Here is a 24967-nt window from a genome sequence, read left to right as displayed (position 1 = left end):
TATTTTGAGATCCCCTTTGTTTCTAAAACATATAGCTCATTCACCAAAGAATCATATTCTCTTCGTGTGATTTGCTTTCTATACAACTGAATTAATAACTCTTGATGTGTTTTTGAAAATGCCATTTTGTCAATCCATTTGGGATACATGCGATGCCTCTCTCCATTTCTGTTTGAACATTTTGTCACATTGCATTATTTTATCTCGATATTCAAGTTCGTTCAATTAAAAATATAATTTTTTGAAAATATCAATTTACAATTGACTTATAAGTCATTACAATAGACCTATAATATAGGAAAAGGAGGACATTAGACCTTTACAACAGATAGGAGATGCATATGAATGACATGAAACTACAAGATGTTATGACCACTAACGAAGCAAGCTATCGATGGAATATTAACGAATCCACCTTACGAATGCGGATTAAAAATAGTCCTATAATCGACGAGTTAAAAACACAAGGATTAATTAAGTATTTCCTGAAACCCGGAAACAAACGTGGAGAATATTTATTCACTGTTGAAGCGATGGAACGTCTTTATGGTAAAGAAAAAAGAAAGTAATAGAAAGCCCTCAGCACCCACCAAGACTGCGAGGACTTTCCACAATATCATTTCCATTCAGAAAGGATGACAAATATGTCAAACGCTTTACAAATTAAAAATGATGAAGCTATTGTATCACATTCTGAAAGACCACAACAGACACCTCAGACGCCAAAAAATAAGCTACTTACCACAAATATTACGCACTGTGTCACTGTGTGAATGGTTTGGAATTGATGGTTGTAACAGAACTATAACCGATCATACAGCATACACAAAAAAAGAGGTGAAAATATTGATTAGTTTTCTCATAAGTGGTTCTGTTGTCTTATTCTTGGCTGGTGTTTTATTTACATTTCTAAAAAAAAGATTATCTATTTTTTCTAAATGCGCACTGATCGGATTAAAATTATACGGTATCATATTTGTAGGTGTCCTCATCACGTATGTATTCTATTGCATTCACTATTATGCGCAATAAGGAGGCGTTTTTTTGAAAATTAGTGCCTATACACTTTCTTATACCATCGTAGCACCAAGTGGAGAAATATACCCGACACAAGAAGTGGTCATGTATACAGCCTCACAAGAGCGTGCGATTCAATTACTAGATGATGAAATGCAGCGAAGATTAGGGAAGGGATACAATCGACATATCTCTTGTACAAATCAAGAAAAAGAAGAACACGAACCCATCCAACTGTCCCTTTTCTAACGATAAAAACCCTTCAGGTCGTTAGCTTATCTGAAGGGAAAAATAAGAAAAAATGCCTCCTGCTTATAGGCATTTGCTATGGGTGTTCAATATAATGTAATATACGGAACACCTTGATTATATCATATACTCATATAGAGGAATACTGGAAAATTCATCATGTATCCCTACACAAAATCCCCTTGGAATCGCATGAAACATGCATGTGAATCTCAAGGGGATTCCCTTTACACCTCTCGCCACTACTCTCTCATTCTATAGCCATTCCGTTGCCAAGACTGTGCGCCTTGCTACGCTTACCTATACTAAAAAAAAGCAGGTATACCATACAACGCCAGTATGATATACCTGCTTTCCATAGGGATTTTAATTTTTGTTGAAGCTGTTACTATGAAAAAAGTGAAACATGTTAAACTCCGCATATTGGAAGTCATATTAATTAATCTTCCCTAGTATACAGCAAATATCGACAGGATGATAGAGAAAACCCCTTATTTCAGATATCCCCCTTTTATTTTACATGTTTTTACATTATGGTACGTGAAATTATTTGTTTTCTTCTTAACCATCTCCAATTCCTCAATTCATACAAAAAGCGAAACTCCTTGCGAGAGTAAGAGTTTTCGCTTTTTTATTTTACTAGCATACCCTTTGCAACAAGTTGCAATTTATACTTCAGTGTAGTCGCAACTTGTAGCTATTAATATGTATGCTATATTCCACAAAATAATTACACCTTTCTTAGATTGCTTCTTTATTATTCTATGAACTTAATTGTAATTCATTCCAAATTTTTAGGAAGTTTTAAAAACTGAAACTTATGGACAAGCTGATGATAATAAATTTATATTTTCGAGGTGATTCCATTGAATTGGTTTTTTATTAATAAGCCTAGAAGTAAATTTGGAAAATTTTTAGATCATCATAAATTAACTCAAAAAGAAGTTTCAGAAATGAGTGGTCTGAGTAAATCTACTATTAGTCGTTTGTGTAAAGGTGATGCTTTCCATCCATCCTTTAAAAATGGTAAGAGAGTTCTTTTAGCTTTAAAAAAATTAACAAATAAAAATGTAGACTATAGTGATTTTTGGCTTTAGTCTCACCTTTTATATCACATCTTGTAGCAAATACGTCTGTACATACACATTATGTTTCAGCGCATAATTCATTAATTGCTTCTCCCTACAGTCAGATATCGTACAAAAGATGATGATGGGCTTAATTTGTTGTTGTTTCTGATAAATGTTAGTTAAATAAGCATAATACTGTATTTTTTTCTCATTTACCTTCATATGCTGTAGCCGGTCTACTTCTACAAAGTGAGGAACATTGTCTTTTGTGAAAAATGCGTCTGGAACAATTGTTTTTTCTTCTCCTTGATAGCGCAGAGTGATGACTTGCTCTGTTTTCCAATCAGGAAAATCTAACCACATCCATGCTTCATTTCGCAATAAAATATGTTCTAATTGATGCTTCCTTTTTCGTTCTTTCGCCTGTATGCCGAGCAATGCCATCCCTTTTTTATTGAGGTAATACACATACTCTCGGTTGTGCGAAGTCACATGACAGTAGGAGCGTAAATCCTTCAGAATACGATTGGCATTCCGAATGCTACCTAGACAATGAATGGCTTGCAACTGTCGTCTAGACGCAAATTCCAATTTACTTAAACTCGATAAAATCTCGATTTGTCTCGCTTTTTGTTTTAGTTTTTGATGTTTCAATTTGTTTCACCACCTTATACTGTTTTAATGCATTCCACATTTCTTTATTGGACAGATAAGGCACTTGAATTTCTTCTACACGATCTATTTTGAAAAGTGCTCGCCCTGGTATGGATGGAAGTTCTTCTAATCCACTTTCATCTATTGCCACCTGTGAAGCCACTACGGTCGGTAAGCGGAATCCAATCTTGGCGTCGCTGTTTTGTTTTATTTGTCTCGGTAATGTATCAGAAGTCGGGTACTGGGTACAAAAAATCAGGCGAAACCCCAATGCTCCGCCAATCCTCGCTATTTCCGATAACATTTCTTGACACATATAGAGCATATCTCTCTTTTGTTTTGGCAATCCCTGTGTTGGACACAAGTTCGCTGATTCATCAACTATAATGAAATAGCGTTCTTTGATTGGTGTATCTACAATGTTGGTAAAATAAGATTCTTTCATGCGTACTACCTGTTCCACCATCTTTTCACGAATTCGTGTCAACATATCAAATGCTTGCATGGGATTCTCCGCCACTTCTTCTACTTGTGCCAAGTCCTTGTAAGGGCTGAATTCCAATCCTTCTTTTAAGTCAATCACATAGAATTTCACATGACTGGGTTGCTGTAAAATTAAGCTGGTCATCATATTTTTGAGAAAAACTGTCTTGCCAAAACGAGTCATCCCACTCACGCACATATGCGGTGTTTTTTCAAAATCATGATAAATCATTCGATCTAACGCTCTTCCCATGATGACGTTCCATGTCTTCTCTCGTAACAATTCATTGGACCAATGCCATTTTTCAGGAATGCATTGCTGGAATACCCGTATAAACAGCTCCCGTTGTTGAAAGGAAATCATAACGGGTTTATACAACCCTTCCTCTAATACTTGCGCTAACTTCTGTATGAGCTGACTCGGCACACCTAATGGCAGCCGATAGACAAACGTTGTACTAATATCATCATCTGTTTGTTTCAAAAATACGGGGTACTGCATTTCTCCTTTATGTTGTACACACACTTTTGTAATTTCAAAAAATGCTTTGATTTTGGGTGTTTTTGCCCATCCCCTCGAAAAGGGGGAATAGCAAAAAAATAGTGGCAAAACCCTTATAAATAAAGGATTTCAATTTCTTTTTAAAATAAATATGTCAAAACATATACAGTTTAATTGACATATTTCAGATATTATTAAGTTGTATTTTTGAAATGAAAAATACAAGGTTTTTGGTTCTGGTGCAAAAAATTAGGTTAATTGCAAGTAATCTTCTAATTTTGGACATACTGATACGATTACTCTACAAAAGGGATGTGATCAGTATGAAAAAGGACAATTTGTTTAAATGGAAGCATTACCAACCAGATATAATTTTATTAACTGTACGTTGGTACCTACGGTACAATCTAAGTTTTCGAGATTTGGTGGAAATGATGGAAGAAAGAGGATTATCTTTAGCTCATACAACGATTATGCGCTGGGTCCATCAATACGGACCGGAACTGGATCAACGGATCCGACGTCATCTTAAACAAACAAATGATTCATGGCGAGTGGATGAAACGTATATAAAAGTAAAAGGGCAATGGATGTATTTATACCGTGCGGTTGATTCTGAAGGAAATACGATTGACTTCTATCTCAGTAAAACTAGAAATCATAAGGCTGCAAAGCGATTCTTTAAAAAGGCTTTGCAGTCTTTTCATGTCTCAAAACCTCGTACAATCACAATTGATAAAAATCCTGCTTATCCAGTTGCCATCACTAAATTAAAGAGCGAGAAAAAAGTGCCGTTAGGCACTCAAATTCGGCAGATAAAATATCTAAATAACGTAGTGGAGCAAGACCATCGATTCATTAAAAAACGTGTACGCTCTATGTTAGGATTTAAATCTTTTGGCACCGCTACATGTATACTTGCAGGAGTAGAAGCCATGCATATGATAAAAAAAGAACAGGTTGATTTACGGGATCAGTCTGTTCAAAATCAAAAAGAATTTATTCATCAATTATTTGGATTAACAGCGTAAAGAATGATTCCAATAGGAATCCTCATTATTTCTTGGGAACGTATCCTTTCTTTGCACCAGAACCAGATTTTGTTTCCCTTCAAAAAATCGCAATTCACAAATGTGCTCTTGACTCGTTGTAGATGGCAGATGAATTTGTTCGCTCCATTCATAATTCTTGAGCCATTTTAATTCTCGAAATTTCGCTTTCTTGATTAAGTTTGCTACTTTTTTCGTTTGACGAGATTCAATCTCTATATTGAAAATATCACGCAGAAATTGTTCTTTGGTTTCAAAAGATATTTCATCATAATGATCCACAATATAGCTTAAATGCAGTGATTTACAGGCATCTTGCAGATTTCGTTGTATCATAATGGGGTACGGCATCATCGCCATCAAGCTAAGGAAATGGAACTTACACAAATACGTATAAATTCCTCTCCGACTATGGAATCTGGGGTATCTCTTATCCAAGATTAGAAACTTTTATAAAAAAGTACATACAAAATAACCCTAACGGGCTACGATTTTAAAAAGTGTATGTATTTTATGGTTTTATATGCTGTTCATATACAATACCTAAAATATCAAATACCGTTTTCTTCCGATAACGATGTGATTTTTGTCCATTTTTATCAAGTAGGTGAAATAATCGAAGAAAACTGGCCATCAATTGTTTTGATTGATCTTGTATTTGTCGATACAATACGCGGAAATAATCATGAATCATATACATAGCTTTCCATTCACTTAATTCTTTTTGTTTTTTCACCAATAATATTTGTCTCATTTGAAACATGACAGTAGAAGAGAGTAAAAGTGCAATTAATTTTCCATAGATGTGGCATTCTAATCGTTCTTTCTTCACATTTGTATTGGAATGAATGCGAAAAATAGATTTCCAAGTTTTAAAGATAATTTCGATTTGCCAACGAAGAGAGTAGAAGTCATGAATGGCTTCTTTAGAAACATATTCCGATGGAATATTCGTAATGTATACATTGATACCTTGTAATTTTTTTGTTCTATCACTAAACGTTATATTTTTCTTTTTTTCCTTGTATGCTCGATCCTTTCTACGTTGCGCCTCCTGATCTGGAGTAAGCCTATAAATCACAGCTCTTACAGGCAGTAAATAATCACGCCCAACATAAACAACAGGAATTTCATATAGTTCCCCTGGTTGTAACTGTTCCATAATCGCTTCTAAATCAATCATGGTATATTGATATTTTTTCTTACTCGCTCCATTTTTAAAAATGGGGACCTCTTCATTTTTTTGAAACAGTTTTGTATTCATTTTAAGCCGAGATAAATAGTAGGCTCCTTTTTGTTGAATGCCATCTAAATCGTTCAAACTAAAATAACCTAAATCCCGTATACAAAGATCTTGTAAATCAACGGTAGGTTGAACTTCTTTTCCGTAATTCACATCATTTTCTTTCGCAGGTCCCAATGCAACATGTAAAAATTGACCACTCAGTAAATCATATTCTAATTGTATTTTCAATCCAGAAGCTTTTCCACTTCCGCCTGAACCAGGATAAACGGCTGCGAGTTGATCTGAAATTTGAAATGTAGTGGCATCTAAAATACGAATACGCCGAAAGTATTCAGAAAAAGAAGAGGGTAGCGATATAGTGGTTACTAATTGTTTTTGTAATAATTACGAGAAAAGCGAACGTAAAAATTCTACTGCTTTTTCATTTAATCTTATATTTAGTCCTTCCGGACTGATGAGGACACCTGTTTCCGATTCTAAAACACCACATAGTCGTGTCAGGGAATACTAGCAATATCTTGTCCCATTCCTATACATAGAGCAGCTAAGTCTTGTGCTTTAAATTTACTTGTACGTTGAACAAACTGCGTTTCTTTGGCCAAATGTGTTAAAAAGTTTGATGAAAATACACGTTGTAATTCCTTTGCAAGTAAACGAAATTCGTAACTACTCAGCTTCTTCAAATAAAAAAACAGGCCAAATACATGTTTCCGATTCGAAAACATGAAAAGAAAATACTCCAATCAGAGAAAGAATCTATGCCAAATAGAGAAATTCTCTTATGAAGTCGTGTTATTCCAAGGAACCGTTCTAGTTTCTATGACTTGGTTTATCGCTTGTAAGACCGATTGTTTTTGTTTTTTCATGGTACTCATAAAGCTTCGTATCTGACAAAAAGATTCTGCGCCTTTCTTACTTCGGAAAGTCCCAGACACTTTCTGTTTTACTTTCGTCATCCGAATATCCCGTTCTGCTTGATTGTTATCAAATGGAATGGCTGGATGTTCTAAAAACGCTAGAATTCTGTCAGAATACTTGACGAAGCGATTCCATAAATTTTGAGAAGGCGTCTGCTTTCCTTTCTTCTTTTGTTTCGTGGAAAGAATCTGTTGTTCTTTCAATATGGATTGATACATAATAAACAGATTCTTTTGCGTCGCTTTTGGCATGGTACCTTCGGATTGCTTTTTCATCGTCAACGCTTGCGTTAGAAATTTCTGCATCTGTTGTGCCCATTGTTCTCCAGTACTATCTATAATTCCTTGTAAATCTCGTAAGAGATGGGCATTACATAAAACGTGACGACAATCTGTATACGCATCATACGATTTCCAACCATCATGCATCGCAATTCCAGAAAAAGATGGCAAGATTTCTCCAGCATCCATTGCTTCTTTTCCACGTTTTTGATGAATATGTTGCAATGTCACCTCCGGTGTACTGGCAGTATGTAACCATTGTGTTTTGTTTTCTACACGCATACCAGTTTCATCAAAATGGACAACAGGAGACTGCAGAATCTTTTCCTTTACTTCTTTTATGAATGGCTGCAATTGAGAAGCGAAAGCCTGTGTATGATTTACCAGGGTTCCTTCGCTTATAGAATGTCCAAAACAATCCTGAAAGAATTCTTTTGTTCGCTTCAAAGAAATGCATTGATAATGCGTTAAATAGGGAATCAGTCTTTTTATATTTGGACCATATTGAACAGGACGAGATACTGTCGAAGGAAATTGGGCTTCTTGGATAGAATGGCAATGTGGGCATTCTTTCTGTTCTACTTTATGTTCTGTCACTTCGATCTGAATAGGTGGTAAGTCATACACTTGGCGAATGCGATACCCTTTTACAGGCTCGTGGTTCAAGGAAGTATGACAACAAGTACAATATGTAGGAGAATGTGTAATCGTATGATCTGGAGTCGCTGTCAAACCAAGAGTATGTCCCTTGTGGCCCAACTGGCCACCCGTTTGACGATGAGACGGTTTGCGCAAACTTTTTGTAACGGGCTTACCCAAACCATCTGTAGAAGGTGGCTTATGACTATTTTTGGAGTTTTTTTTTGAAGCATTTTCTAGTTCTTGTATACGTTTTTCTAACTTAGAAAATGTTTCTTCAAATAAAGAAATAACAGCTTCAGGTCCTTTTTTATATGTATCTAAAATAATTTTTCGATCGACCATAAGATTCACCTCCCCTGTTTGATATACTCAGTATTTACAAATGGGAGGCATATGAAACTAGTAAAATTTAAAAAAGACACCGAAAGGTGGCTGAGTAGTTACAAATAATTTTTCGATCGACCATAAGATTCACCTCCCCTGTTTGATATACTCAGTATTTACAAATGGGAGGCATATGAAACTAGTAAAATTTAAAAAAGACACCGAAAGGTGGCTGAGTAGTTACTATAATTATTTTGATCACTAAAAGTAGACACTCCTTCTTCCGCAGGAGAATCTACATTTCCTTGTCGTGTTTCTACTTTAATAGGTGTGGTTTTGCGCAGGCCAAAGGCTGCATCCGCAGTTTGCAAGCTACTTATAGCTGGCTTCGTTTTATGGTTCTGGTGCAAAGAAAGGATACGTTCCCAAGAAATAATGAGGATTCCTATTGGAATCATTCTTTACGCTGTTAATCCAAATAATTGATGAATAAATTCTTTTTGATTTTGAACAGACTGATCCCGTAAATCAACCTGTTCTTTTTTTATCATATGCATGGTTTCTACTCCTGCAAGTATACATGTAGCGGTGCCAAAAGATTTAAATCCTAACATAGAGCGTACACGTTTTTTAATGAATCGATGGTCTTGCTCCACTACGTTATTTAGATATTTTATCTGCCGAATTTGAGTGCCTAACGGCACTTTTTTCTCGCTCTTTAATTTAGTGATGGCAACTGGATAAGCAGGATTTTTATCAATTGTGATTGTACGAGGTTTTGAGACATGAAAAGACTGCAAAGCCTTTTTAAAGAATCGCTTTGCAGCCTTATGATTTCTAGTTTTACTGAGATAGAAGTCAATCGTATTTCCTTCAGAATCAACCGCACGGTATAAATACATCCATTGCCCTTTTACTTTTATATACGTTTCATCCACTCGCCATGAATCATTTGTTTGTTTAAGATGACGTCGGATCCGTTGATCCAGTTCCGGTCCGTATTGATGGACCCAGCGCATAATCGTTGTATGAGCTAAAGATAATCCTCTTTCTTCCATCATTTCCACAAAATCTCGAAAACTTAGATTGTACCGTAGGTACCAACGTACAGTTAATAAAATTATATCTGGTTGGTAATGCTTCCATTTAAACAAATTGTCCTTTTTCATACTGATCACATCCCTTTTGTAGAGTAATCGTATCAGTATGTCCAAAATTAGAAGATTACTTGCAATTAACCTAATTTTTTGCACCAGAACCGATTTTCTACTTGAAGTAGGGGCTATTATTGATTTAGAAGCAAAACAAATTTATTATTTTGTGTATTAACTTTAAGTGCACTTATTGTTAATAGGCGTAAACCCACCATCTTCGAGCGAATCAATATTTTTGTAATTTACAGATAATTTACAGGTATTTTTCATGTTTTTGGAGCTTGAAATTCAAGTTTTTGAGTTCTATGTCATTTTTTTAAGATGTTAATCCATTAAATTAGTATCATTTTTTTATGATTTAAGTTAATAAGTGACACAGAATGCTCATTCTGTAACGAAAATATATAAGGTGCCAATAAAAATATTCAGAAAATTGCGAAATTATCGGTGTGCTCGGAGATGCTGGTTCTACCTATTAATTTGAGCAACAAAACTCCACACCCCTATACTTATCATTGTACGCATTTACCTTGATAGCAATGTATATGCCCTTAACTATTCAACATCGTGTAGATGAGATATGCAAGTTTATATTTTTTTGCTATACTGAATTATAAATTAATTTGTAAAGTGAGGTATAATCTCTTGAATAAACGACGTATTTTTATTGGTGCGGTAATGAGTAGCATTTTATTATTATCCGCATGTGGTTCCTCAGAAAATGTTGCAACATCAAAAGCAGGAAATGTCACACAAACCGATTTAGAAAAAGAATTAAAGAAAACGTATGGAAAAACAGCATTACACCAAATGATGCTGAATAAGGTTTTACTGGATAAGTACAAAGTTTCTGATGAAGAAGCAACTAAAAAAGTAAAAGAATTAAAAGAACAGATGGGAGATAATTTCAAATCAGCATTGGCACAATCTGGCCTTAAAGATGAAAATGCATTAAAAGAACAAATGAAACCCCAAATCGCTCTTGAAAAAGGTATTAAAGCATCCATTACAGAAAAAGATCTTAAAGAAAACTACAAACCAAAATTGAAAGTAAGTCATATTTTAGTTAAAGATGAAAATACAGCAAAAGAAATAAAAGAAAAATTAAATAATGGGGAAGATTTTGCTACACTAGCCAAACAATATTCAGAGGATCCTGGTTCAAAAGAAAAAGGAGGCGAATTACCCGAGTTTGGTCCAGGTGAAATGGATTCTAAATTTGAAGAAGCGGCTTATAAATTAGAAGTAGGACAAGTAAGTGATCCGGTAAAGTCCTCTTATGGATATCATATTATTAAGGTAACAGAGAAAAAAGAATTAAAACCTTTTGCAGAAGAAAAAGAAAGAATTCGTAAAGAATTAGAAACCAAACGCTTACAAGATCAACAATGGCAGCAAAAATTTATTGAGGATTTATTAAAAAAAGCTGATATAAAAGTAACAGATAAAGATTTAAAAGATACATTTAAAGAATCAAAAAAATAGAAATATGTACCAAAAAAAGACCCTATTAGGGTCTTTTTTTGGTACATACTGTGAAATAATAGCTACTTATTTGCCTTATAAATAAGTAGGAGTGTTTATTTCTCTTATATTATAACATGTTATCACCTTAATTATTCAATTTTATAAAAATAATTGGTAACTACTCAGCTTCTTCAGACAAAAAAGCATGCCAAATATAGGGTTTCTTTGCCCATCCCCCGAAAAAGGGGAATAAGACAAAATATACCAATTGTGTATTAACCGGTGTATTGTATAAGTTAATTTAGTTATGTACTATTAAAAAATGAATCCAAACATGTTTGGGATTCATTTTTATTTTTTTATAGCAAATATTTAAAATTTCACTTGTCACAAAAATGGACGTTTTTGTGACAGGTAAAGATATCAGTTTTTTACTAAAAAATAAAGTGTACAGAAATATACAATTTTCTGTACACCATATAAAAAAGTAACCTATTACGCACAGGTTACTTTTTTATACGAAATAATCGCTATTCTTTAATTACCTTTTATTTTCTCTTTCACTTTCTCAGGTAGTTCGGTTTCTTTTACTGTTTCGTAATCCTTAACGAAATGATTTTCATCAGGATCTTTTGATTTTAATACGTGAATACGAAGAAACACAGGGGACTTTTGTTCTTCTGACACAGTAAAAGTAATTTTAGCCTTTTCCCCATCCTCATTATAAGCGTCTAATTTATATTCTTTGGTGGTTGGATGCTGTTGCTTTTTCATATAAACCATTTACTTGTCTACATCCAGCTATTAACGTAGTCAAAATGGTTACCAATGTAAGTATACTTATATATTTTTTCATATTTTTATTCCTCCGTATATATATTCATTTGACTATATTCTTGTTGTTTAATACCATTTCTTAATCCGATTCTGTTTTTTCATATTTCATAGGATTTATTATAGTTGTTTTGGAAATACAATTCTTTTATACAGTTGCACAGTAATCCAATAATATATCGTATAGATAATGAGAAAGATAGCAATTGGGACCCAAATATTAATATAGGGATCTGTAAAAATGGCTACATATGCAAAAACTTTCATTCCGACTAAAACATGTATCAATCCCAAAATAGCTGGAAATACAAAGATGCTGCCAAGCTCTTTATATATAGATTTTGTAAGTAATTCTTTACGCACACCTATTTTACGAAGCATGTGATAGCGTTCTATATCCCTGGTAGCTCCAGAAAGGATTTTAAACATCAAACAACTTGCCATCATCGCTAAAAATGCAATACCTAAGAAGACTCCCATAAATACGGTTCCTTTCGAGAAAGCAAGCATCCCTTCATATATACCGTACTTTGTTAACAAGGGCTCCTCTTTCTGAGAGGTAGGTAACTGGTTTTGGTGGCGAGTATCTATCTCTTTCAATTCTTTTTTATATTTTAGAAAATCATCTACTTTAGCTACTAAAAATACACGCTCTGACCCAGAAATGGATGTATAATGCTTTTGATCTACGATATAAACTGGTTTCTGATCAAATATTTGCATATTTATCCGAAATTCAAACGCCATTGCTCGGCTCCACTCTGATGGTAACGTCTTGTACATTTGGTTGTTTCGCTTGCCATTAAACATACTATAGGCTTCCGCCGGAAGCTTTTCTGTAATACGATGTGGCTGATTTTCTTCTTGATTCAAAAATGTAAGCGGTGGATGAGCAACAAGATCATCCTTTAAATAATAAATCGCTTGATTATTACTCTTATAACGATATTGATTTTTTTCTGTTATTTTCATGTTTTCCAATGCTTCATAATCTGCATGTTCTGGATTCAAAATTGTAATATCATATACTTGCGTTTTATTTGCTCTTAATTCTGCATTTTGTTGCAAGGACATACTACCAGCCATAGCGCCAACTCCAAGCCCGATTAACATTGTAACCGTTCCAAGCATTTTTGCTAAATTATTAACGCGAAATCGTAATTGGGCAAAAGTAAAAGCGTTGATATACCTTTCATTTAATCTTGTTTTTTTCAATGCATTTACTAATATGGGTAAAAGAGAGACAAATAGTAAATATGTTCCTACTGTAATGGTGAAAAGAGGTATTTGAATATCTGAAACTTTTTTAATCCCAGGCCCCATAACCAAATAATAACCCACTCCAATTCCAGTTATCCCTATTATAACTAATAATACTGTAGTAAGACCTTTTGTTGGCATACGGTCTATCGTTTGTTCTGTACGAATTAAATGTAACTCTGTTTTCAAAGATAAACGAATCGCATTGATTATAGAAGTAAGGAAAAATAATATGCAAAAAAAGAAACAGGTTTTACTCCAGGCGGGTAGGTAAAAGGCTTGGTATCCTTCTAGAGAAATCTCTAATTGTTTCATTAATAGGAAGCTCACTAGTTTTGAAAGGAGAATCCCTAACATACTTCCTAAAATGATTGCTAAAAATCCCATACCTAATGTTTCAAAAAACAGTAAGAGACTAATTTTATTTTTCTTTGCACCTAATATCAAATACATTCCCAATTCTTTACGACGTAAGGAAAGTAGGAAAGAATTCGCATAGAAAATATAAAAGAAAGAAACAAACATAAGTAAAATAGATCCAATTTGAAATGTCAGTGCAATGGAACCGATAATACTATTATGTTTTGTAAATTCTGTATTCATCGCCAACGTTTGAAACATATAAAAAATAGAAATAGAAATGACTAAGCCAATTAATAACACGATATAATCTTTCATCATTTTTCGTATACTGGAAATAGAAAGTTTAAGCAACATGATGTTATATCTCCATTTCTTTTGAAGATGTACCAAGTGTAGCTAATACATCTAAAATTTCTTTATAGAAAACTTCTCGTGTATCACTTCGATGAATTTGCTTATATAACTCTCCATCTTGAATAAATAAAATCCGCCTACAATAACTCGCACTATAAGGATCATGTGTCACCATCATAATAGATACATCCTGTTCAGTATTTAACTGTTGCATGGCTTCTAATAGACTTGTTGCATTTTTAGAATCGAGGGCTCCTGTGGGTTCATCTGCTAAAATCATAGCAGGATTATGAACAAGTGCACGGGCCGCAGCAGTTCGTTGCTTTTGTCCACCGGATATTTCAGTAGGGTATTTGGAAAGAATAGAAGTAATTCCTAATATACTCGTTACATCTTGAACTTTATCCTTAATTTCGCGAGAGGATCTCCCTTGAAGAGAGAGTGGCAATGCAATGTTTTCATAAACTGATAGATTTTCAAGTAAGTTGAAATCTTGAAAGATAAATCCTAATTTTTGAGATCGAAAGTCAGAGAGTTCATTCGCTTTCATCTTGGTGATATCAATTCCAGAGATGGTAATACTACCTTCTGTTGCTTGATCTAAAGTAGAAATCACGTTTAATAATGTTGTTTTCCCTGAACCTGAAGGGCCCATGATTCCAACAAATTCTCCTTCTTCTATGGAAAAAGATACGTCTTTTAAAGCTTGGGATTGATTTTCACCTTTTTTACCATATACCTTTTTTACTTTATTTACATGTAATACAGTTTTAGTCATAAAGTTACCTCCCATGTGTAATATAATCTCAGGTGGATTCATATATTGTTAGTTTAGCTATTATACTTGAATAAAGATATTGATTATTCTTACATCTACCTTACAATGTTGTAAGCCGTTAATGATTATTATTTTTTTCAATCAAAGTATAGGTAACAAAAACTCTTCAACCGATATATATAAATAAAAAACTATCTATTTCCTTAAAAGTAAGGAAATAGATAGTTTTGTCTAAATTGTGTCTAAACGTACAATTTTCCCGAAATGGTATCGTGAGGCCATGCCCATCAACTTAAGGCTTTTTACTACCCCCAAGTACAAAAAAACGTTATTCTTTCTTACATAATATAAATGAGAAAGGGTGACGTTTTTTATGAATCTCTCGATTCAAGAGGAGTTGCAACCATTTGCGGAAGAATTACAGCGCTATATCACACCCTGATTTTTGGAAGAACTAGCAAGAGAGATGAAGTTTGTAAAGAGAAAACGCAAATTTTCGGGATCAGATTTAGCTACCATTTGTATTTGGATTAGTCAAAGGGTGGCCAGTGATCCTTTAGTACGATTATGTAGTAGACTTCACGCAGTTACAGGTACTGTACTTAGCCCTGAGGGCTTAAATAAACGATTTAACGAAAAATCAGTGTTATTTTTAAAACATATCTTTTCTTTGTTGTTACAACAAAAACTCTGTGAACAAACTCACATTTCTAGCCAACTTTTTGCGCATTTTAAACGTATTCGCATCATGGATGCCACTATGTTTCAAGTACCCTATAGGGGTAGTGAGACGGTTCGTGCTCTAGTCCGTCAGATGATTTACATAAAACAGAAAAAACCTACTATTTCAAAGTAGGTTCAATTTATCTAACATTTTTGTTCGAGATGGGTTTGTATACAGTAATGTAGTATGTATATTAGAATGACCGGCTATATGTGCCACTTCATGTACATCAAAACCATTTTCCAGTGCGTGTGAACAAAAATAATGTCTTAGATCATGTGGCTTTAAGTTTGTCGCTAATCCTGCTAATTTACTATATTTTTTAAACATGTCGTTTACAGTCATTCGGCTTAATTTGGGCCCTTTATTTGATACAAACAAATAAGGACTTTTTTTATATTTGTGTACGTTTCTTTCTACTAAATAGTTTTTTAATGCTTGTATCACTTTTTGATTTAATAAAACAGTTCGTTGTTTATCGCCTTTCCCAGAACGAATAACTAATTCTGATGAAGAAAGATACAAGTCTTGCTGTAAGTCAATTTGTAAAGCTTCGCTAATTCTACACCCTGTATGCATTAATAATATGACTAAAGCATAATCTTGTTGGATTTTCTTTTTCATATTTTTTGAAATAACAAGTTCATTCTGAACACCAATTGTAATAAGAAACTCATTATATTTTTGAAGGGCTGCTAATTTGGTTCTGGTGCAAAAAATTAGGTTAATTGCAAGTAATCTTCTAATTTTGGACATACTGATACGATTACTCTACAAAAGGGATGTGATCAGTATGAAAAAGGACAATTTGTTTAAATGGAAGCATTACCAACCAGATATAATTTTATTAACTGTACGTTGGTACCTACGGTACAATCTAAGTTTTCGAGATTTGGTGGAAATGATGGAAGAAAGAGGATTATCTTTAGCTCATACAACGATTATGCGCTGGGTCCATCAATACGGACCGGAACTGGATCAACGGATCCGACGTCATCTTAAACAAACAAATGATTCATGGCGAGTGGATGAAACGTATATAAAAGTAAAAGGGCAATGGATGTATTTATACCGTGCGGTTGATTCTGAAGGAAATACGATTGACTTCTATCTCAGTAAAACTAGAAATCATAAGGCTGCAAAGCGATTCTTTAAAAAGGCTTTGCAGTCTTTTCATGTCTCAAAACCTCGTACAATCACAATTGATAAAAATCCTGCTTATCCAGTTGCCATCACTAAATTAAAGAGCGAGAAAAAAGTGCCGTTAGGCACTCAAATTCGGCAGATAAAATATCTAAATAACGTAGTGGAGCAAGACCATCGATTCATTAAAAAACGTGTACGCTCTATGTTAGGATTTAAATCTTTTGGCACCGCTACATGTATACTTGCAGGAGTAGAAGCCATGCATATGATAAAAAAAGAACAGGTTGATTTACGGGATCAGTCTGTTCAAAATCAAAAAGAATTTATTCATCAATTATTTGGATTAACAGCGTAAAGAATGATTCCAATAGGAATCCTCATTATTTCTTGGGAACGTATCCTTTCTTTGCACCAGAACCCAATATACTTACACTTACTCCCAATACTATTGTATAATATCCTAATGATTTTAAAATCTTCAACCATCGACTTCCATTAGCTATTGAAATCATCAATAATCACCTCTATTTATCCTTTTTGTGAAAAATATAAAAAGGAGTGCCTTCTATAAAAAGTAAGCACTCCATCATGTCATTATGCAAATTGTTGTCGTTTTGCTTCCTTTGATTTCTCCCACTCGGATGTTACTCTGTTAGTTCCCTTTATATCTGATTTTTCGACAAAGATTAAATCTATAGAGATGTTTAGAATATAGAATTCTGATCTACATCACCAAAAATATCCTTTTCCACTTTAGATTCATCCGAATTTTTATCATCTTTTTGAGTAAGATTGTGTTCGTTTAAATTCGCATGTGAAACTTCCATTTTCGTACTCTGATTCTCATTTATTTCACTTGCATTTTTTAACGCAACTTCTTTTTTCTCATCTAACATATCATAAGAATTCCCACTAATATGAGCTTTGCTTTCTTTCACTAAATTTTTAATCATTTTTAAATCATGATAAAATTCTTCTTTTAGAAACAGTGAACGATGCATTTGCTCTTGAATATCAAAGTCTTTTACATCCCGTATACCATATTCCTTTGTAAAAAAGTGTACCAGTGCAATTAACGAGTCGTTTATATTATCTTGTGCTTCATACCATTTCCAAAAACCTTCATCTTCTATTTTCTTTAATTTCCATCCATATTGTTCTGGTCTTTTTTTCACTTATTTCACCTATCCTTGCTTAGTCAACACTTCATTAACAAGTACATCCATACCTTCAATGTTCATGTCAATTGCATACTCTGCTGGAATCCATAGTAACTCTAACTTATTCATCTTACAGAAGGTAGCTAGTTCGTCATATAAATCTTCTTTAAATCCAACAGATCCACCACCATATACAGCAATGACTTGAGCTTCGCTTGCCGTATTTTCTCTGTATTTATTTTTAATATCTTGTAAGATATTTTCAGCTTGAACAAATCGAGTTTCATAAAAGAATGATTTCGCTTCTGTATGGAAATTATGTTCTTTATCTTGAAGTATCTCGCTAAATTGTTGTCTTGTTAATTCACCTATCCCTGGTTTATCAACTTGTAGTAATCTAATAGCTTCTTTAATCGCATGACCTACACCTCGTTTTTCACCTGTGCAAGCGTCGCTATTAGGATTCACACCAACTGTATAGATGTACTCTGTCGTTCCATCCCCAATGTCCGCATGTAAAATTTTTTTACGTGAAAATATCGCTTCAGTTAGCAAATTATTAAGTTTTTCTTCATTGTATTTAAGATCATTTTTACAGAAATCAACATATTGTTTAAACATATCTAATTTCTTTTCACGAATAGCCTTTAACATTAAGTATAACGGTGGAATACCCTCACGAGTTACTTTTGCATCATTAAACTTAATTTTTACTGTGACTTTCTTTTCAGCAACGTCAACAATCGTAATATGTGTTCCCTTTAAAAAGCGTTCTTGTAAAATTCGAGCACGTTCAGGATTCCATTCACTTGCTGGAATAGCAGTAATTAAATCCACTTTTACATCCAGTGCTTCAGGCAGTTCTTTTGTATCATTATATGCCTTCTGAATTGCTTTAGCAGCAGTGATACTAATTGTATGAATAATAGGAAGATCATCAATATACTTACCACCTTCGCTAATATCCATGGACTTTACATCTTTTCCAAACTTCATCGCTCTTTCACCAACTAAAAATTGGCCACTTCTTTTAATTGAAGAACTTGTAATATGTACATTCAATTCATCTAGCAAGTTAACAACACATTTTTCAATGTTTGTTTCACTAGGAGCAATTGGAGTGAACAGCCTTTTATATACACTTTGTACTTTTTCTACTTCATTATCTACCTTAAACTTCACTTTATTATTTCCGATATCCGCTTTTAGATAAAAATGCATATTCATTAAACAACATCTCCCTTTTTATATTTAAAGCACCTTTACGATACCTATTTAATACCTTTAAAATACCTCTTAACTACATTATATAACTTAGGTACCTTAATAGCAATAATTTAATTATATTTTAGGTATCTTTTTTGTATCTAATGAATGAAAAATACCTCATTAGTTGTAAAAAGGTATTTAATAGGTATCACTCTGAAGTTTCTTTTTTCTGTATTAATTGATATAAAAAAGAGGCAATTTTAGAGCTCGTATTCAGATAGCAAGGTCATAGAAGGTGCTAAAGGGTAATAGGAAGAAACAGAGTATATAGTACTTGGTGGGAAGTGGGAAGAATGTGGTGAGTGGTGGTGGATGACGTTGGGTGGTTCATAGTAAGAAGTGGTGATAGGTGGTGGAAATTTGGAAGAACTATTATCTGTAAGTGATCTTTCTATACAAACAGGTATATCTGAAACAAGTATCTATCGATACTTGAATGATTTTAACGAATTTATTGTGGTGAAAGGTGGTGGAAGAGGCAGGAAATATGAAAAATCAGTTATAAAGCTATTAATACGTGCTAAACACCTGTTAGAAGAAGGACATACTAAACAAGATGTTAGAAGAATATTAAATATCGAATTCCCACGTGTAATAGAAATAGACGATACAGGATCAGAAGAATTAGCAACAGTTTCTTCCCTTATAACAAATGAAGATTTAAACAAATTTGAAGAAAAATTCGCTAATATGAACAAAGCAGTAGAAATATTAGTCCAAGTATTGCATGAGCAAAATAATGAGTTTCAAAGTATTAAACAGCAAAATTCATATTTACTTGAAGTTAATAAACAATTAGTTGAACAGCTAAACAAACATGAGACTAATGTTAAACAGCAGTTACATGAAATTGATATGAACGCTATGAAAAGGGATGAGAATTTACTAATTCAGATCCAGGAAACTTTAGAAACTAAGAAATTCTCTAATCAACATAAGAATAATTGGCTGACCAAGTTGTTTAAACGGTAATTATATACATTCTAACCTGCATTCAAACTAACAGAGGTGGCCTCAGAAGAGCGATTCTTATCCTCTGGGGTTGTCTTTGGACGTTTGAAGCTTTATAAAGTCAGGAAACAGGAATAAAAGGCGAATCCAAGGGCATGGCTATTTCTTTGTATAATAATATTCGCTACATTTTATTAAAAATGGTCAAACGTCCCTAAAAATTTCAAATGTAGTTACAAGGGGTTACAGATTTCCCTAAAATTCTTAGGATACCTTAAAATGATATTTTTCACTTTATTTTTAAAACTAAAATATAATAAGAATATAGGATACTCTTATTATTAAATCTTGTTTATAAGAAATAAAAACATTAAATACATTAGGATTTATTTTAGGGGTTTTATCTTTACTCTCACAAGGACTTAGAGATTTCTTCTTATTTAATTCCTTGTTTAATTACTAATAAAATTCATCTACTACTCTATGATAAATTTTACGTATTTTTTTGCTGAAAACGTCCCTGATACCTTGAAGTTTAATAATAAGATTAATAGATTTTTAAAATGTAAATTATGATTGCATGACAAAAAGCCTTGTTAGCTTCAATTTTTTTGAACAAGGCTACATGGTTCTTATTTTGCTGTGAGAAATAAAAGTTAAGAGTTAGGATCTAGCATTTCTTTGAACTTCTTAAAGTCAATGTCTACTCTAGACTCCCTATCTTTTTTATACTTCTCCATGCGTATTTTCCTATACGCATGGAGTTTATTTGTGTACATCACTATGAAATGCGCAGGAGTACTTACATCTGATTGAGTATGCTCAAAATGGCGTACACACTCCTCAAAAGTCTTTCTTACCTCCCGATCTACGTCTGGTGGCATACGCAATGCAATTGTATAAGCATCTTTTTCAGTAATATTTGTATCTTTACTTAACATGTAGAGATAAAGCTTCTTCTGATCTTCACTCATAAAATCATTCATTTCTTGTAATCTTGCTGCCAGTATTTCTTGTAAGCTAGTTTCCAATTTTTTATCTTCGTCAGAATTCGTTTCTTGTTCCTCATTTTCTTTTTCTTCAGGTTCTACTTCAACAGGTGTAAATAAATCGAATCCATGACATGTAGAAATTGGGGTATCTTCGCTATTATTTGAATCTTTCTTTTGTTTTTTATTTATTTTCTTTGACAAAAACTCTGTAAATGTAGCAAAAATATTGATTGTTAATGCCCATTTTTGCTTAAAATACTCAATAATTTTCAAGTAATTATTATGTAGACTTAAAATGTAGATAGACGGCGCAATTTTATTGTGACGTCTGGTTTTAATTTGATGGCATACTTCCAGATCTTCTAGCCATTTCAGAATAAAGTTGATTAGTGGTACAGAAATACCCGATTTTTGGCTAATTTGCTCTTGTCTAACTTGGGAAAATCCCTCCTGAACAAGATAGGAAAGCACGGTTTCAAGTGCTTCATATCGGCGTGGCGTTTTCTCGAAGTATTCTTTTGTAGTTTTGCCTTCATATTTAAATAGAATACTATCAATATCTTTGATTACACTTTTGACTGCTTTATTGATAGCTCCCGTCTTGCACTTAGGGATACGATATAATTGAGGGGATAGTTCTCGTTTTGCTCGGCTGAGCAAAAAGTTTTGTAACAACACGGAAAAAACCTCCTATTTTTTACCACCGCAAATGCACAGAAAAACGTTGGAAAAGTAGAGGTTTTTTATTCACATTATAATTTTTACATGCTATAATGGTTATGTAGCATGTATGATTATAAAAGATAAACCCCCTACTTCATTCGGATTTTTAATTGGTTCACCCGCCAAAGTGATATGCCAATTAAAAATGTGTGCGGTAGGGTTTATTTTTTGTTTTTTTTACTATATTGTAGTTGTTTTTATGTATATGTTCTATTGTATAACTATTATTGAAGGATATCAATAATAGTTATGGTTTTATTTAAAGTAAATACGGTTCTGGTGCAAAGAAAGGATACGTTCCCAAGAAATAATGAGGATTCCTATTGGAATCATTCTTTACGCTGTTAATCCAAATAATTGATGAATAAATTCTTTTTGATTTTGAACAGACTGATCCCGTAAATCAACCTGTTCTTTTTTTATCATATGCATGGCTTCTACTCCTGCAAGTATACATGTAGCGGTGCCAAAAGATTTAAATCCTAACATAGAGCGTACACGTTTTTTAATGAATCGATGGTCTTGCTCCACTACGTTATTTAGATATTTTATCTGCCGAATTTGAGTGCCTAACGGCACTTTTTTCTCGTTCTTTAATTTGGTGATAGCAACTGGATAAGCAGGATTTTTATCAATTGTAATTGTACGAGGTTTTGAGGCATGAAAAGATTGCAAAGCTTTCTTAAAGAATCGCTTTGCAGCCTTATGATTTCTAGTTTTACTAAGATTGAAGTCAATCGTATTTCCCTCAGAATCAACCGCACGGTATAAATACATCCATTGCCCTTTTACTTTTATATACGTTTCATCCACTCGCCATGAATCATTTGTTTGTTTAAGATGACATCGGATCCGTTTATCCAGTTCCGGTCCGTATTGATGGACCCAGCGCATAATCGTTGTATGTGCTAAGGATAATCCTCTTTCTTCCATCATTTCCACCAAATCTCGAAAACTTAGATTGTACCGTAGGTACCAACGTACAGTTAATAAAATTATATCTGGTTGGTAATGCTTCCATTTAAACAAATTGTCCTTTTTCATACTGATCACATCCCTTTTGCAGAGTAATCGTATCAGTATGTCCAAAATTAGAAGATTACTTACAATTAACCTAATTTTTTTGCACCAGAACCGAAACTAGAACGGTTCCTTGGAATAACACGACTTCATAAGAGAATTTCTCTATTTGGCATAGATTCTTTCTCTGATTGGAGTATTTTCTTTTCATGTTTTCGAATCGGAAACATGTATTTGGCCTGTTTTTTTATTTGAAGAAGCTGAGTAGTTACTAATTATACAGACAAAGTTCTTCCGAAATTGGGTCTTCAGTTTAAAGTCGTAAAAGAAAGTGAAGATGGACGTGGTGTAACTATTGAAATTTCTAAAAATAAATTTATAATGCCAAGCGTGCAGTCTTGATTTGTTTTTCTTCTTCCAAAATTGATAGATTAGATTTCCATATTCATGTACCCAGCGCATGATGGTTGTAGGATGAACTGATACACCATGTTTTTTTAGAATTTTAGATACGTCACGGTAGATTCAAGAAAAACGACAATAGTAGCCGACGGCTACTAAAATAATATCTTTCTTGAATTGTTTCCCTTTAAAACATCTCATTTTCGATGCTCCTCACTCTATTTTGCAAAAGTTTAGCTTACTTTCAAAAACTTTGCAACAGAACTGGTTTAAGAAGTTTTAAAACACAAAAATAAATAAAGTTAAATAAAAAATCAATTTTATTAAAAATAAAATTGATTTTTTATTTAACTATGTTAAAATATAATTAAAGGAGCTGAAGGTTATGGATTTTAAAAAGATTCCGAATTGGCTATTGAATTTAGAGAATGAGGATATTGAATTTATTAAAAATTTCATTTTACATTCCGGATCTTTGAAAGAAATAGCAAAAATTTATGATGTTTCTTATCCTACAGTGAGGGTACGGGTAGATAAGTTAATTCAAAAAATAAAAGTAAATGATACTGATGAAGATGAAGAGTTCATTACCTTTATCAAAAAACTTTCCATTGAAGATCGTATTAATTTAGAAGATGCAAAATTGATAATTGAAAAATATAAAAATGAAAGAGGGGATAATTAATGTTTCGCCTATATGGATTTTTAATTGCGATTTTATTAATTGGACTTCAATACTTTTTATCAAGAAGAGAAAATGTTTATTGGGGACTATGTTTACCTATTTTATATGTGATAACGCTCTTATATCTAGGGGTAACTGAGGTGCTAACTGTCAAAGGAAATACACTTATATTTATTATTATTATTTTAGGTGGATTAGCTATTTTATTAGGAATTTGGATTAAGGGGAGAGAAGATTTGAAAAATAAGCAAAAAAAAGAATTAGACAGAATGAAAACAAAAGATATGAAATAAAAGACTTAGAATTAAAAAGTATGAGTTTTTATTCACTTATAATTAAGTATTAGGATTTTTGATAAATATTCAAATCATTAAACTTAGAAAATTTCAGATTGAAAAATATATGTAGTAGAGGACTCTATAAAGTAGTTTTGATGGATGTTATAATACTTCTAATGCTAGTGGGCTTTTAGAGGCTGGTGTAGAATAAACGGTTTGTTGAAATAAGGTATGGAAATTGATACTTATTATAATTAATAAAAGGATAGAACTCTAGATCCTATCCTTTTAAAATTAATTACAATATGTAATTACATCACTCAGTTTACAATGTCATTAATTTTGTTGATGATCCAATCAATAGCCATACCATCTCTAATCCAACCTAAAACTCTACTTTTATTAGCCCAAGCCCATTTAGCAGCTTTAGGTCCTAGTTTAGCTACAAGTTTTAAAAATGCAAGCATGTGTTATACCTCCTACTATAATAATTCAGAACTCCAGAATACTTAGTTTACAATGTCGTTAATTTTATTGATAATCCAGTCAATAGCTAGTCCATCTCTAATCCAGCCTAAAACTTTACCTTTATTAGCCCAAGCCCATTTAGCAGCTTTAGGTCCTAGTTTAGCTACAAGTTTTAAAAATGCAAGCATGTGTTATACCTCCTACTATAATAATTCAGAACTCCAGAATACTTAGTTTACAATGTCGTTAATTTTATTGATAATCCAGTCAATAGCTAGTCCATCTCTAATCCAGCCTAAAACTTTACCTTTATTAGCCCAAGCCCATTTAGCAGCTTTAGGTCCTAGCTTAGCTACAAGCTTTAAGAATGCAAGCATGTGTTACACCTCCTATGAAATTTTTAATGAATGCTTTCGCGATTATAAATATATCTGAATCTATAAATTATGTCAATGTTATTTTCAGAAAAAACTTTATATTATATTTTTTATGAATTTTGCAATA

Annotated in this window: 25 protein-coding genes and 4 pseudogenes; 11 read left to right on the top strand and 18 right to left on the bottom strand. The window is 33.1% G+C overall.

The window, feature by feature from the left end; genetic code table 11:
- The first annotated feature begins 341 nt into the window (after positions 1–341).
- The 4 genes from AC3WVZ_RS32345 to AC3WVZ_RS32330 all read left to right on the top strand — a co-directional run bounded on the left by AC3WVZ_RS32345 (position 342) and on the right by AC3WVZ_RS32330 (position 2363).
- Positions 342–569: a helix-turn-helix domain-containing protein gene (locus tag AC3WVZ_RS32345; RefSeq protein WP_000999223.1), complete on the top strand. Its 228-nt coding sequence runs from the start codon at positions 342–344 to the stop codon at positions 567–569.
- Positions 570–644: 75 nt separating this feature from the next.
- A complete protein-coding gene (locus tag AC3WVZ_RS32340) occupies positions 645–773 on the top strand; it encodes a hypothetical protein (RefSeq protein ID WP_282082078.1) in 129 nt (42 codons plus the stop codon).
- A gap of 271 nt (positions 774–1044) precedes the next feature.
- Entirely contained in the window at positions 1045–1266 is a 222-nt protein-coding gene (locus AC3WVZ_RS32335) for a hypothetical protein (RefSeq protein WP_065486452.1), read from the top strand.
- Between the two features lie 866 nt (positions 1267–2132).
- Positions 2133–2363 (top strand): helix-turn-helix domain-containing protein, encoded by a 231-nt coding sequence (locus AC3WVZ_RS32330; RefSeq protein WP_016099630.1) that lies wholly within the window; start codon positions 2133–2135, stop codon positions 2361–2363.
- A gap of 9 nt (positions 2364–2372) precedes the next feature.
- Here AC3WVZ_RS32330 and AC3WVZ_RS32325 read toward each other — a convergent pair whose 3' ends face one another.
- Positions 2373–2990, bottom strand: a complete 618-nt coding sequence (locus AC3WVZ_RS32325) for a replication-relaxation family protein (protein WP_197263296.1) — start codon at positions 2988–2990, stop codon at positions 2373–2375.
- Positions 2929–4083 (bottom strand): FtsK/SpoIIIE domain-containing protein, encoded by a 1155-nt coding sequence (locus AC3WVZ_RS32320; RefSeq protein WP_233936966.1) that lies wholly within the window; start codon positions 4081–4083, stop codon positions 2929–2931. The genes AC3WVZ_RS32325 and AC3WVZ_RS32320 overlap by 62 nt, the downstream gene beginning before the upstream one ends.
- A gap of 215 nt (positions 4084–4298) precedes the next feature.
- Between AC3WVZ_RS32320 and AC3WVZ_RS32315 the strand changes: the two genes are divergently transcribed.
- A complete protein-coding gene (locus AC3WVZ_RS32315; RefSeq protein ID WP_233935413.1) occupies positions 4299–5006 on the top strand; it encodes an IS6 family transposase in 708 nt (235 codons plus the stop codon).
- 54 nt (positions 5007–5060) lie between these two features.
- Here the strand turns inward: AC3WVZ_RS32315 and AC3WVZ_RS32310 are convergent.
- The 4 genes and pseudogenes from AC3WVZ_RS32310 to AC3WVZ_RS32295 all read right to left on the bottom strand — a co-directional run.
- Positions 5061–5360: pseudogene (locus AC3WVZ_RS32310) on the bottom strand (ATP-binding protein); the annotation flags it as partial.
- Between the two features lie 175 nt (positions 5361–5535).
- Positions 5536–6995: pseudogene (locus AC3WVZ_RS32305) on the bottom strand (IS4 family transposase).
- Positions 6996–7049: 54 nt separating this feature from the next.
- A complete protein-coding gene (tnpC, locus tag AC3WVZ_RS32300; RefSeq protein ID WP_100910632.1) occupies positions 7050–8453 on the bottom strand; it encodes an IS66 family transposase in 1404 nt (467 codons plus the stop codon).
- Between the two features lie 443 nt (positions 8454–8896).
- Positions 8897–9604: an IS6 family transposase gene (locus AC3WVZ_RS32295; RefSeq protein WP_233937010.1), complete on the bottom strand. Its 708-nt coding sequence runs from the start codon at positions 9602–9604 to the stop codon at positions 8897–8899.
- A gap of 663 nt (positions 9605–10267) precedes the next feature.
- Between AC3WVZ_RS32295 and AC3WVZ_RS32290 the strand changes: the two genes are divergently transcribed.
- Positions 10268–11074: a peptidylprolyl isomerase gene (locus tag AC3WVZ_RS32290; RefSeq protein WP_425594325.1), complete on the top strand. Its 807-nt coding sequence runs from the start codon at positions 10268–10270 to the stop codon at positions 11072–11074.
- A gap of 519 nt (positions 11075–11593) precedes the next feature.
- Here AC3WVZ_RS32290 and AC3WVZ_RS32285 read toward each other — a convergent pair.
- From AC3WVZ_RS32285 to AC3WVZ_RS32275, 3 genes are all read right to left on the bottom strand, one after another.
- On the bottom strand, positions 11594–11830 hold the full coding sequence (locus AC3WVZ_RS32285; RefSeq protein ID WP_233937006.1) for a YxeA family protein: 237 nt from the start codon (positions 11828–11830) through the stop codon (positions 11594–11596).
- A 180-nt stretch (positions 11831–12010) separates the two neighbouring features.
- Positions 12011–13867 (bottom strand): FtsX-like permease family protein, encoded by a 1857-nt coding sequence (locus tag AC3WVZ_RS32280; protein WP_233937004.1) that lies wholly within the window; start codon positions 13865–13867, stop codon positions 12011–12013.
- Between the two features lie 4 nt (positions 13868–13871).
- Positions 13872–14645 (bottom strand): ABC transporter ATP-binding protein, encoded by a 774-nt coding sequence (locus AC3WVZ_RS32275; protein ID WP_233937003.1) that lies wholly within the window; start codon positions 14643–14645, stop codon positions 13872–13874.
- 373 nt (positions 14646–15018) lie between these two features.
- Between AC3WVZ_RS32275 and AC3WVZ_RS32270 the strand changes: the two are divergent.
- Positions 15019–15420 (top strand): annotated as a pseudogene (locus AC3WVZ_RS32270) (IS4 family transposase); the annotation flags it as partial.
- Between the two features lie 72 nt (positions 15421–15492).
- Here the strand turns inward: AC3WVZ_RS32270 and AC3WVZ_RS32265 are convergent.
- Positions 15493–16125: a tyrosine-type recombinase/integrase gene (locus AC3WVZ_RS32265; protein ID WP_233937001.1), complete on the bottom strand. Its 633-nt coding sequence runs from the start codon at positions 16123–16125 to the stop codon at positions 15493–15495.
- Positions 16126–16162: 37 nt separating this feature from the next.
- Between AC3WVZ_RS32265 and AC3WVZ_RS32260 the strand changes: the two genes are divergently transcribed.
- Entirely contained in the window at positions 16163–16870 is a 708-nt protein-coding gene (locus AC3WVZ_RS32260) for an IS6 family transposase (RefSeq protein WP_233935413.1), read from the top strand.
- A 349-nt stretch (positions 16871–17219) separates the two neighbouring features.
- On the opposite strand, the gene AC3WVZ_RS32255 is transcribed toward AC3WVZ_RS32260, so the two are convergent.
- Positions 17220–17690: a hypothetical protein gene (locus AC3WVZ_RS32255; RefSeq protein WP_233937000.1), complete on the bottom strand. Its 471-nt coding sequence runs from the start codon at positions 17688–17690 to the stop codon at positions 17220–17222.
- Positions 17691–17699: 9 nt separating this feature from the next.
- Positions 17700–18902, bottom strand: a complete 1203-nt coding sequence (locus AC3WVZ_RS32250; protein WP_233936998.1) for a ParM/StbA family protein — start codon at positions 18900–18902, stop codon at positions 17700–17702.
- A gap of 402 nt (positions 18903–19304) precedes the next feature.
- On the opposite strand from AC3WVZ_RS32250, the gene AC3WVZ_RS32245 reads away from it, so the two are divergent.
- Complete coding sequence (locus tag AC3WVZ_RS32245) at positions 19305–19916, top strand: MerR family transcriptional regulator (protein ID WP_233936997.1); 612 nt, start codon at positions 19305–19307, stop codon at positions 19914–19916.
- A 635-nt stretch (positions 19917–20551) separates the two neighbouring features.
- Here the strand turns inward: AC3WVZ_RS32245 and AC3WVZ_RS32240 are convergent.
- The 3 genes and pseudogenes from AC3WVZ_RS32240 to AC3WVZ_RS32230 form a co-directional block, all read right to left on the bottom strand.
- Positions 20552–21565: a Replicase RepFR55 gene (locus AC3WVZ_RS32240; RefSeq protein WP_233936996.1), complete on the bottom strand. Its 1014-nt coding sequence runs from the start codon at positions 21563–21565 to the stop codon at positions 20552–20554.
- A 381-nt stretch (positions 21566–21946) separates the two neighbouring features.
- On the bottom strand, positions 21947–22654 hold the full coding sequence (locus tag AC3WVZ_RS32235; protein WP_233936150.1) for an IS6 family transposase: 708 nt from the start codon (positions 22652–22654) through the stop codon (positions 21947–21949).
- Between the two features lie 357 nt (positions 22655–23011).
- Positions 23012–23233: pseudogene (locus AC3WVZ_RS32230) on the bottom strand (IS6 family transposase); the annotation flags it as partial.
- Between the two features lie 184 nt (positions 23234–23417).
- On the opposite strand from AC3WVZ_RS32230, the gene AC3WVZ_RS32225 reads away from it, so the two are divergent.
- The gene (locus tag AC3WVZ_RS32225) at positions 23418–23717 is read left to right on the top strand and encodes a DUF2089 family protein (RefSeq protein ID WP_046945618.1); all 300 of its coding nucleotides are present in this window, start codon (positions 23418–23420) and stop codon (positions 23715–23717) included.
- The gene (locus tag AC3WVZ_RS32220) at positions 23717–24010 is read left to right on the top strand and encodes a hypothetical protein (RefSeq protein WP_233936994.1); all 294 of its coding nucleotides are present in this window, start codon (positions 23717–23719) and stop codon (positions 24008–24010) included. Before AC3WVZ_RS32225 ends, AC3WVZ_RS32220 begins: the two co-directional genes overlap by 1 nt.
- 305 nt (positions 24011–24315) lie before the next feature.
- Here the strand turns inward: AC3WVZ_RS32220 and AC3WVZ_RS32215 are convergent, their stop codons facing one another.
- Genes AC3WVZ_RS32215 through AC3WVZ_RS32205 form a run of 3 tightly spaced genes read right to left on the bottom strand, consistent with a single transcriptional unit; the run spans position 24316 to position 24840 of the window.
- Complete coding sequence (locus tag AC3WVZ_RS32215) at positions 24316–24462, bottom strand: aureocin A53 family class IId bacteriocin (RefSeq protein WP_233936993.1); 147 nt, start codon at positions 24460–24462, stop codon at positions 24316–24318.
- A 42-nt stretch (positions 24463–24504) separates the two neighbouring features.
- Positions 24505–24651: an aureocin A53 family class IId bacteriocin gene (locus AC3WVZ_RS32210; RefSeq protein ID WP_046945355.1), complete on the bottom strand. Its 147-nt coding sequence runs from the start codon at positions 24649–24651 to the stop codon at positions 24505–24507.
- 42 nt (positions 24652–24693) lie between these two features.
- Positions 24694–24840, bottom strand: a complete 147-nt coding sequence (locus tag AC3WVZ_RS32205) for an aureocin A53 family class IId bacteriocin (protein WP_046945355.1) — start codon at positions 24838–24840, stop codon at positions 24694–24696.
- Between the last annotated feature and the right edge of the window lie 127 nt (positions 24841–24967).

The sequence above is a fragment of the Bacillus sp. CPT56D-587-MTF genome (assembly GCF_058792335.1).
Note: the sequence above shows the minus strand (reverse complement) of the source record. Positions and strands in the feature narration are given on the sequence as shown.